Consider the following 10819-nt stretch of genomic DNA (forward strand, 5'->3'; position numbering starts at 1 on the left):
TAAAAGAATTGGGTTAACATTCCTGTAAGCATTCGAAAGGAATAACGCACTCTAACATCACCTTGGATCCAGCGGGCGGTTCAGAGTAAATATAAAATCAGTATCTTTATGAAGTTAGGAGTAGGTTGGCAGGGAACGTCTATGAATGCCCGCCGTCTCCAAGCTGAATCACGGTGTGATATTAAATAATCAACAAAAATCGATATGATGAAAATATATACTACTAATATAAAAAATATCGCTTTCCTGATTTTAATTTCTGCAGTTTCGAGTTATAAATTATTAGCACAGACAAATTCTTCACCGACTATCAATAAGCAGCAATCTCATGTTTTAAAATCTACAATCAATGGGCATACCTATAATTTGAATATATCGTTGCCCCAGAACTATTCAATAAATGATACAACACATTATCCTATTTTTTTAATTTTAGACGGAAATTTCAGTTTCCCAATCGCTCACGCATCTAGAACAATTATGGATATGTTTGGAGAACTGGAAAATATAATTATTGTGGGAATTGGCTACGAATGGGAGGAATCTTTTATACCTTGGCAGACAGATAGATGGACAGACTTTACACCTACCAAAGATTCAATCACCGATGAAAACCCTGTCTTTAGAGAAACATTTGAATTGCCTAGTGGTTCATTGGTATCGGGCGGTGCTGCAACTTTTTTTGATGTGATCAAAAACGAAATTATCCCATTTGTTGATAAAGAATATAAAACAACCACAGACAGAGGTATATCTGGCCATTCAATGGGTGGGCTATTTGTAAGCTATTGCCTTCTATCTAACCCTGGTTTTTTTTCAAAATATGGAATAAACAGCCCATCTTTATGGTGGGACAACAAAGTAATGTTTGACATTGAGAAATCATATTCAGAAAACCAGACAGAATTATCCGCAAAGGTTTTTATGTCAGTAGGTGGTTTAGAGGCCAAATCAATGGTACTTGCGATAAATGAATTTACTGATACGCTTAGGAGCAAGAATTATAACGGTTTACATCTTACAACTCATGTTTTCGAAAACGAGACGCATACATCTGTAATAGCTGCAATGATAAACAGAACATTAAAAATACTTTATAGTCCTGAAAAATAGTTCGAGTAAAGATACACTACACTCAACAGCACCTACCCAAAAGTGGCGGTTCAGTGGTTAAATATGCCTGCCGGCCAAGCTTGCCCGCTAAGGCAGGACAAGTCGTAGTTCTATCAAAGTTTCCCGCTATGGCGGAACGAGTTATGCTTGATTGACAGTGAAGTGTTGCGAAATCACCACCTTCGGGTAGCTGAACCACGTTGTAAATAAATATAAATATGAAAAATAATCTTTATTTAATTGGACTCATTGCATTTATTAGTTGTTCAGACAACACACAAAAAAATACAAGTGCTCCTTCAATTATTGAATTAGCGGATTCGTATTACGAAAGGACTTTAGAAACATTCCCAGAACGGGCCTATTATGTAGATATTGAACTAACTGAACATAATGGAATTACCTCTAATGAATTAGCAGAAGTATCTCGGTGGGAAAAATATCAAGACAGTCTGTATATTGAACTGTCTAAATTGGAAGTCGATCAAATTTCAGAACAGAAGGATAGAATTACCTATTGGTTGTTAAAGGAAGAACTTGAGGCGAATATCGGTTTACGAATTTGCAAACGGAATCTTTGGAATGTAAATCATTTAAATGGATGGCAATCGCAATGGGTTAGATTGGTGGAATTTCAGCCCGTGGGTAGCGCAAAGCTTCGTAGCCAAGCTTTTGAGCGGTGGAACAAATTACCGGCATTTGTAGATACCGAAATAGGTAATTTAAAAAAAGGAATTGAAGAAGGATATACGATGCCAAAGGAAATAGTTGATCTTGTGATTGCGCAACTTCAAGTATTACAGGACTACAGTATTGAAAAATCGCCATTCATGTCGCCTGCCATAAGAGATGAAGACCCTAAATTTAAAGAAGATTGGGAAGCCTTAGTGAAGCAAACCATTCTGCCAAGTCTTTCAAAATACCAAGATTATTTGGTATCAGAATATCTGGCGAATGCAAGAGATAAAGTTGCCGTTACGGCACTGCCTAATGGGGGTGATTGTTATCAAGCTTATATCAGAGCAATGACCACCACGAACAAGTCTGCCGAAGAACTATTTCAATTGGGTCAAAAAATTGTGAACGAAAACAAAGCAGCTGTTTCTAAAATTGGTTTTGAAGTTTATGAAACAGACGATTTTTCTGAAATCATAAAACGACTGAATAACGATCCCTCCAATAATTTTAGTTCAGCTGAAGAGATTTTAGCCGTCAACACAAAACTGCTTTCAAAGGCCAAAACTGAATCTGAAAAGTGGTTTGCTGTTCTACCATCTACAGAAGTTATTATAAAACCCTATGAAGCCCACGAATCTGGTGCGGGAAGTTATGAACCTGCCACAGAAGACAAGCCCGCTTATTACAGAATCAACTTAAAAAACCCAACCCAACAAAAAAGGAGCGATAATGAAATACTTGCATTTCACGAGGCATATCCCGGTCATCATCTTCAAGTAGGCATAGCAAAAGATATTAAAGGGCTACATCCTGTTTCCAAGTTTATTAAACTGGCGAGTTATGATGAAGGCTGGGCAAGATATGGCGAACAATTATCAGAAGAAATGGGATTGTATGAAAGTAAATTATCCCTTATAGGAAGACGCGCCTGGCCAGCTAGAGGTTTTATGTTTGATACTGGATTACACACAAAAGGTTGGTCTAAAGAACAAGTGATCAGCTTGGTGATGGAATCTGGATATAGCGAAGATATAGCATTAATGCTATACCAAAGAAGTATTGTCTGGCCTGCACAATTGATCTCTTATGATGCTGGTGGGGAGGAGATAAAAGCACTACGTAAAATGGCAGAAGAAAATTTGGGTGAAAAGTTCAACATAAAGCAGTTTCATTCTAAAATATTAGAAAATGGTTCTATCCCTTTAAGTGCTTTAAGATACAACATAAATGAATGGGTTAACGAAAAGAAAAATTAACTAAATATAACAACAGGCATTTGGCAAAAAAGCGGGTTCAGTGGTTAATTGAACATTCTGCCTCGTATCAACTTTTGTACTGGGTTGACAGTTTAGTGCTTCGAAATACGCATCTTCGCCAATCGCCAAAACGTTATAAAATTATTATTTCACATTTGAATTTGACACAAAAAAAGTGGTTCCCATTTGAGAACCACTTTTTCTTTTTTTATCTGAAATTCATATTATTTTAGGTCAAACCTGTCCAAACTCATCACTTTATCCCAGGCTGCTACAAAATCCCTCACGAATTTTTCCTTGCTATCTGAACTGCCATAAACCTCGGAAATACCCCTCAACTCGGAATTTGATCCAAAAATAAGATCTACTCTCGTACCAGTCCATTTCGGCTCGCCAGTTTTGCGATCGCTGCCCACAAATACATTGTTTGAATCATTTGTTGCCCTCCAAGTAGTGTTCAAGTCGAGTAAATTAACAAAATAATCATTGGTCAATTTGCCAGGAGTTTTGGTAAATATCCCATGTTTTGATCCATCGAAATTTGCTCCTAAGACACGCATTCCACCTACCAACACTGTCATTTCAGGTGCCGTCAAGGTCATCAACTGTGCTTTATCTACGAGAAGGTCTTCCGCCTTTACGGGACAATTTGCCATTATATAGTTGCGGAATCCGTCAGCTCTTGGCCTTAGAAATTCCCAAGAATCCACTTCTGTCTGATCCTGAGAAGCATCCATTCTCCCTGGTTTAAATGGCACACTTACATTAAAACCTGCATCCTTGGCTGCTTTCTCTACAGCTGCGCATCCACCCAAGACAATCAGATCAGCGATGGAGATTTTTTTATTCCCTCCGGCATTACTGTTGAATTCTTCCTGAATACTCTCGAGTTTATCCAATACCCTCTCCAAAAGCTCAGGATTGTTGGCTTCCCAGTTTTTGGCGGGTTCTAAGCGGATATGTGCCCCATTGGCTCCCCCACGTTTATCAGAATTTCTATACGTCGAAGCAGAAGCCCAAGCGGTCAAGACCAGCTCAGACACACTTAATCCCGAAGCAAGGATATTTTCCTTCAATCCTTGGAGATCAGATTCATCTGCCAACTCATGGTTTACGGCAGGAATTGGATCTTGCCATATCAAATCTTCTTCAGGCACCTCAGGTCCCAAATAAAGAGACTTTGGACCCATATCCCTGTGAATAAGTTTAAACCATGCTTTTGCAAATGCATCCGCCAATTCATCTGGATTTTCATAAAAATGTCTCGATACCTTTTCATAATCGGGATCTTCCTTCAAGGCAATATCTGTGGTCAACATGAAAGGTGCATGCTTTTTATTTGGATCGTGTGCATCAGGCACTGTACCTGCACCCCCACCATCTTTTGGCCTCCACTGATGAGCACCTGCTGGGCTTTTGTAAAGTTCCCATTCAAAACCAAAAAGGTTCTCAAAGTAATTATTGCTCCATTTGGTAGGTGAAGTAGTCCAAGCACCTTCCAATCCTGAAGTAATGGTATCTTCGGAGTGTCCTTTGCCAAAGGAATTTTTCCAGCCCATGCTCATTTCTTCAATAGAAGCCCCTGCCGGCTCGCGACTGACATATTTCCCAGGGTCAGCAGCGCCATGGGTTTTACCAAATGTGTGACCACCAGCAATCAAAGCTACTGTTTCGTAATCATTCATGGCCATTCTGCCAAAAGTCTCACGAATATCTTTTGCTGCTGCCAATGGATCTGGTTTTCCATTGGGCCCTTCAGGGTTTACGTAAATCAAGCCCATTTGAACAGCACCCAAAGGATTCTCCAGCTCCCTATCATCAGTATATCTTTTGTCTCCGAGCCATTCTGTCTCAGACCCCCAATACACATCCTCCTCAGGCTCCCAGATATCTTCTCGTCCTCCACCAAAACCGAAGGTCTTCAGACCCATGGATTCCAGTGCTACGTTACCGGCTAGAATCATCAAGTCGGCCCAGGAAAGTTTATTGCCGTACTTCTGCTTTACTGGCCATAGCAGTAATCTGGCTTTATCCAGGTTAGCATTGTCAGGCCAGCTGTTCAAAGGGGCAAATCTTTGTGAGCCGGTACCTCCACCACCTCTTCCATCAGTTACTCTATAGGTACCTGCACTATGCCAGGCCATTCTGATGATAAAAGGTCCATAATGCCCATAGTCTGCAGGCCACCAATCTTGGGAAGTAGTCAGGACTTTTTCTATTTCAGCCTTCACTTCGGTCAAATCCAAGGAATTGAAAGCTTCAGCATAATTAAAATCCGGATCCATAGGATTGGATTTGCTTGAATGCTGTCTGAGTATATTCAACTTGAGCTGATTAGGCCACCAGTCGTGATTGTTTGGCCCTCCGCCGGCTACTTGCTTCATTTCTCCGTTATGAAACGGGCACTTGCTGATATCTCCTTCAGCTGAGCCATTACCACTACTATTCATATTGTAGCTTGTCGGACCATTGGGGTTTAAATCTTTTTCTGCCATAATAAATAATTAGGTTAGTTTATTGTTAGTATTAATTTTCAATTAAAGTCAAAAGATAATGCTTATCATTATTAAAAACCAATAGATAAAAACTATGGGTATTACATTCTTTCAATCCCTTTAAACTACCAAAAATTACTAATTATTAAAAGTGAAAATCAGAGATTAAGGATGTTCAGCATTTGAAAAAGAAAATACAAATCTTACGAAAATAAGCTCAGAAGAGACATTTCTTTCTTTTAACGAATTCTATACGCTATTTTGCGGTTTAGTAATTAGCTTAATCCAAAAGGCCTGGTAAAAGGACTTTTCACTTTGAAAAAATGAAACAGCACCAACTCAAGATATATAACACCTTAAGTAGAAAAAAAGAGGTTTTTGAAGCCTTAAACCCACCCTTTGTAGGAATGTACGTTTGTGGACCTACGGTCTACGGAGATGCTCACTTAGGACATGGGAGGCCAGCTATCACCTTTGACACAGTAAACAGATACCTAAAGCACCTTGGCTACAGGGTACGGTATGTGCGAAACATAACTGATGTAGGACATCTTACCGGTGACGCTGATGAAGGTGAAGACAAAATTGCGAAAAAAGCCAAATTGGAACAATTGGAACCAATGGAGGTAGCGCAGCAATATACCGACAGCTATCATAGAGACATGGATTTGCTCAATACCTACAAACCAAACATAGAGCCAAGAGCTACAGGCCATATACCCGAACAGATTTCCTTGGTGCAGGCAATTCTTAATGAAGGCTTGGCTTACGAAATCAATGGTTCAGTTTACTTCGATGTATTGAAATACAATGAACAAAAACAATACGGTAAGCTTTCGGGAAGGGTATTGGATGATTTGATGAGTGGAAGCAGAGAATTGGATGGTCAAGGTGAAAAACGAAATGCCGTTGATTTTGCACTTTGGAAAAATGCAGCCCCTGAACACCTAATGAAATGGGAGTCACCATGGGGAATCGGTTTTCCAGGCTGGCACTTAGAGTGTACAGCTATGTCTTCCAAATATCTTGGAAAGCACTTCGATATACATGGAGGGGGTATGGATTTGATGTTTCCACACCACGAATGTGAAATTGCTCAAGGTAACGCTTGCAATCATCAAGATCCGGCCAAATATTGGATGCACAATAACATGATCACCATCAACGGACAAAAGATGGGGAAATCATTGGGGAATTTCATCACTCTTCAAGAATTATTTACCGGTAAACACAAACTATTGGATCAGGCCTACAGTCCAATGACCATTCGGTATTTTATCCTTACCGCGCATTATCGCTCGACCTTGGATTTTTCCAATGAGGCCTTGAGAGCTGCGCAAAAAGGATATAAAAAAATCATCAATGGTCTTAGAACCTGTAAGAAACTGGTTTTTTTGGAAGATGAAAATATTGTTCTTGATGAAAATCAAATCAATCAAATTAAATCGAGTATCCAACAGGCTTACAGTTCCATGGATGATGATTTCAATACGGCACAGGCTATAGGCCATTTATTCAACTTATTGAAAAAAATCAACTCTCTGCATACCGGCCAACTACATCCTAGCCAACTAGGACAGGAAACCTTCAATCTTCTTATAGAAACCTATAGGGTATTTATTACAGAAATTCTGGGCCTTGAGGAGGAGAAAACAAATAATCAAGAAGCTTTATTAGAAGCCCTACTTCAAGTCTACTCGGAAGCAAAGACTGCCCGCAATTACAATAAGGTAGATGAAATAAGGGCAGCATTAAAAGGTCTGGGCATAGTAGTAAAAGATATGAAAGATAAAATTGATTGGGCATATGAAGAATAGACACTATTTAGTTTTTGTTGGACTATTATTCATTTGGTCATGCGGAACTGAAAAAACGTCAGAAACCAGCCAAGAGCCTATAGTATATAAGGAAGTCCCCGAATTTTCAGCTGATTCAGCATATGCTTACATACAAAAGCAAGTAGATTTCGGGCCAAGAGTTCCCAACACACAAGGGCATAGAGACACGAGAGATTGGCTGATCCAGAAATTGGAATCTTTTGGACTCCAAGTGCAGACACAGGATTTTCAGGCGACTACTTATGACGGCTTAAAATGGGATTTATCCAATATCATAGCATCTTACAAACCTGAAGCTTCCAAAAGAATTCTTCTGGCAGCGCACTGGGATACAAGAAGAATTGCAGACAAGGATACTGAAAGAATTGATGAACCAATAGATGGTGCTAATGATGGAGGTTCAGGAGTTGGAGTATTACTTGAGATAGCAAGAATCATTACGTCAGATCAAAATCAGCCTGATGTCGGAATTGATTTTATTCTTTTTGATGGAGAGGATGACGGTGAGCCTGAGTTTTCAAATATCCGAAATTCGAATCAGATCTGGTGGTGCCTAGGCTCTCAGCATTGGTCAAAAAATAAACATCAGAGCGGATATAATGCTTACTATGGAATATTGGTAGACTTGGTAGGTGCCAAAGGAGCAAGGTTTTACAAAGAAGGCTACTCTAGGCAATATGCCAAAAACATTGTGAATAAAGTATGGAATTTCGCTTCAGAATTGGGATATTCAGACTTCTTTGTCATGAGAGATGCTCCGGAGATCATTGATGATCACGTATTTGTCAATAGAAATGCAGGCATCCCGATGATCAATATTGTCGAATTCTCTCCTGATTACGGCTTTGGCCATTACCACCACACCCATGCCGATAATATGGATCTGATTGATAAAAGATCTTTGAAAGCAGTGGGACAAACGGTATTGTTCACCATTTACCAAGAATAAATTTCTATAAACCATAAAATCATGAAAAAGGGCCATCAGGTAACCATGAAGGAAATTGCCAAAAAACTGGGTGTTTCCGTCTCCACAGTATCCAGGGCATTGAAGGATTCTCCTGAATTGCACCCGGACACCAAAAAGAGAATTGTGGAAATGGCCACAAGCATGAATTACCAATACAACCTACTTGCACAAAGTCTACGGATAAGTAAGAGTAAGGTCTTAGGGGTAATAGTGCCCGAACTGACTTCACACTTCTTCTCCAGTAATATCAGCGGCATTCAGGATACAGCCTATAAGAGGGGCTACAATATCATGATCTGTCAATCTAACGAATCCTTTGAACAGGAGAAAGCTAATTTAAGAACGCTAGTTTCTTCCCAGGTTGATGGACTATTGATATCCCTTAGTCGGGAAACCAAGTCATATGAACACCTTCAGGAATTGTATGACAGGGAAATCCCTTTTATCATGTTTGACAGGGTAACTGAGGAGATTCCAGTTTCTAAAGTGACCGTAGATGATGCACATGGTGCTTATTTAGTGGTCAACCACCTACTCAAACAAGGCTGTAAAAAAATAGCTTATTTCTCAGGCCCAACGGATTTATATATCAGTAAAAAAAGAAAGGAAGGTTACCTTGAGGCTTTGGCTGAGTACGGTATTTCTGAAAAAGAAAGTAGGGTTTATTTTACTGACCTTACTACTGAAATGAACAGAAAAGTAACCTTGGATATGCTTAAGGAGAATGATCGGCCTGATGCGATTTTTGCTATGATTGATCCACTCGCAATAGATATCATGATTACACTGAAGGAAGAAGGAGTCAAAATCCCTGAAGATATTGCACTTGCAGGATTTACCAACAACCCTACTTCTGCAGTTGTAGAGCCTTCATTGACTACAGTATCCCAGCCAGGCTATGAGATGGGACAGATTGCGACCAACCACCTCTTAGACCAACTTGATGAAACTGTCTCTGATGATCCGCAGTCTTTTGTACTCTTAACCACTCTGGTAGAAAGAAATTCCTCGAAGAAAAACAATCCTTCCTGAAGTTACGATTGAACCCTCAAAAACCTATGAAATCGAGCATGATCCCGTACCTACGGGATCACACAAGGGATGACCCCGATAGCTATCGGGGTGGCGAGATTCCATAGCCTGCCCCGATCCATCGGGGTAATTTCTGAAAAACAAATTATAAACACATGAAACCATTATTGACCAGTCAACCTTTTGGTGTATTACCAAATGGTGTAGAGATTACCATTTTTACCATTTCAATCCCCGATAAAATATCGTTTTCAGTAATGAATTACGGAGCCACTTGGACCCACCTTTTTATTCCAGATAAAAATGGGATGATGGAAGATGTCCTGCTTGGCTTTGATACGCTAGATGGTTTCCTTCAGAAGGATTATTTGAACAATTATTGTTACCTAGGGGCCACAGTAGGCCGTATCGCTGGCAGGGCTACAGATAACAAATTCTCCTTGGACAGTAAAACTTTCAATCTTCCTCCAAACCAAGGAAATACCCACCTTCATGGTGGTATTGAGGGATGGGATAAAAAAGTATGGGAGTTTGAAACGAATCAAACTGATACAGCTGCCTCTGTTACATTCTCATATAAAAGCCCTGACGGAGAGGAGAATTATCCTGGAACTGTAGACATTCAGGTTACTTATAAGCTGGATTTGACGGGGAAATTGACTATAAGTTATGCTGCTACATCAGATTCAAAAACAGTTCTCAACCCCACCAACCATTTCTACATTAATTTGAGTGGAGATTTTCAAACCAGCATAGAAGACCACATATTCCAGGTGAATGCAGACAAATTCCTTCCAATGAATGAAAAAAGCCTTCCTACAGGCGAACTTCAATCGGTTAAGGACACAGTCTTCGATTTTAACACTCCAAAAAAAATCAGTGCAACTTTAGCGTCAAAAGACAAGCAAATCAATCTCGCCGGGGGAATTGATCATTGCTTTGTTTTAAATGATGAACAAGAATCCGCTATTCTGACTGATACAAAAAGTGGCCGGAGATTGAAATTGCTTACTACTTCCCCAGGCTTACAGGTATACACAGGAAACTACCTGAATGGTTCGTTTAAGGGTAAAAAGGATATTTCTTTTGGAAAAAGATCTGCCATTTGTCTGGAAGCTCAGTATTTTCCTGACAGCCATAACCAAGAACATTTTCCAAGCATTGTGCTTGATAAGGGAGAGGTTTTTGAGTCCAGTACTTCATTTCTTTTTGACATCATGCCATGAAAAACCTGATCGAAGAAAAATTTAAAGCCCTTTTCGACAAAACTCCATTATTGGTATATTCTCCTGGCAGGATCAACCTCATCGGAGAACATACAGATTATAACGAAGGCTTTGTAATGCCCGCCGCTATCGACAAAAAAATGATAGTTGGCATTGCAAAGAACGATAGCAGCCAGGCAAGAGTTTATTCCTTGGATTTTGACGAAGAATT

At 39.7% G+C, this 10819-nt stretch carries 8 protein-coding genes; 7 read left to right on the forward strand and 1 reads right to left on the reverse strand.

What is annotated here, in order from left to right; all coding sequences use genetic code 11:
• The first annotated feature begins 204 nt into the window (after positions 1–204).
• Both EA341_RS15725 and EA341_RS15730 read left to right on the forward strand, forming a co-directional pair.
• On the forward strand, positions 205–1113 hold the full coding sequence (locus EA341_RS15725; RefSeq protein WP_293016119.1) for an alpha/beta hydrolase-fold protein: 909 nt from the start codon (positions 205–207) through the stop codon (positions 1111–1113).
• A gap of 218 nt (positions 1114–1331) precedes the next feature.
• Positions 1332–3047, forward strand: a complete 1716-nt coding sequence (locus EA341_RS15730) for a DUF885 family protein (protein WP_293016120.1) — start codon at positions 1332–1334, stop codon at positions 3045–3047.
• Positions 3048–3271: 224 nt separating this feature from the next.
• On the opposite strand, the gene katG is transcribed toward EA341_RS15730, so the two are convergent.
• The gene (gene katG, locus EA341_RS15735) at positions 3272–5497 is read right to left on the reverse strand and encodes a catalase/peroxidase HPI (RefSeq protein ID WP_293016126.1); all 2226 of its coding nucleotides are present in this window, start codon (positions 5495–5497) and stop codon (positions 3272–3274) included.
• A 368-nt stretch (positions 5498–5865) separates the two neighbouring features.
• Here katG and cysS point away from each other — a divergent pair, with 368 nt between their 5' ends.
• The 5 genes from cysS to EA341_RS15760 form a co-directional block, all read left to right on the forward strand.
• Positions 5866–7359 (forward strand): cysteine--tRNA ligase, encoded by a 1494-nt coding sequence (gene cysS, locus EA341_RS15740; RefSeq protein WP_293016121.1) that lies wholly within the window; start codon positions 5866–5868, stop codon positions 7357–7359.
• Positions 7349–8329: a M28 family peptidase gene (locus tag EA341_RS15745; protein ID WP_293016122.1), complete on the forward strand. Its 981-nt coding sequence runs from the start codon at positions 7349–7351 to the stop codon at positions 8327–8329. The genes cysS and EA341_RS15745 overlap by 11 nt, the downstream gene beginning before the upstream one ends.
• Before the next feature lie 21 nt (positions 8330–8350).
• Entirely contained in the window at positions 8351–9382 is a 1032-nt protein-coding gene (locus EA341_RS15750; protein ID WP_293016123.1) for a LacI family DNA-binding transcriptional regulator, read from the forward strand.
• Between the two features lie 155 nt (positions 9383–9537).
• Positions 9538–10608, forward strand: a complete 1071-nt coding sequence (locus EA341_RS15755) for an aldose epimerase family protein (protein WP_293016124.1) — start codon at positions 9538–9540, stop codon at positions 10606–10608.
• On the forward strand, positions 10605–10819 hold a 215-nt coding region (locus EA341_RS15760; RefSeq protein ID WP_293016125.1), incomplete at its 3' end, for a galactokinase family protein. The genes EA341_RS15755 and EA341_RS15760, both read left to right, overlap by 4 nt.

Source organism: Mongoliibacter sp., from assembly GCF_007692705.1.
Classification (GTDB): Bacteria; Bacteroidota; Bacteroidia; order Cytophagales; family Cyclobacteriaceae; genus Mongoliibacter.

Coding starts and splice junctions, on each gene's coding strand:
- EA341_RS15725 (WP_293016119.1), top strand. CDS start 205: ATGATGAAAATATATACTACTAATATAAAAAATATCGCTTTCCTGATT.
- EA341_RS15730 (WP_293016120.1), top strand. CDS start 1,332: ATGAAAAATAATCTTTATTTAATTGGACTCATTGCATTTATTAGTTGT.
- katG (WP_293016126.1), bottom strand. CDS start 5,497: ATGAATAGTAGTGGTAATGGCTCAGCTGAAGGAGATATCAGCAAGTGC.
- cysS (WP_293016121.1), top strand. CDS start 5,866: ATGAAACAGCACCAACTCAAGATATATAACACCTTAAGTAGAAAAAAA.
- EA341_RS15745 (WP_293016122.1), top strand. CDS start 7,349: ATGAAGAATAGACACTATTTAGTTTTTGTTGGACTATTATTCATTTGG.
- EA341_RS15750 (WP_293016123.1), top strand. CDS start 8,351: ATGAAAAAGGGCCATCAGGTAACCATGAAGGAAATTGCCAAAAAACTG.
- EA341_RS15755 (WP_293016124.1), top strand. CDS start 9,538: ATGAAACCATTATTGACCAGTCAACCTTTTGGTGTATTACCAAATGGT.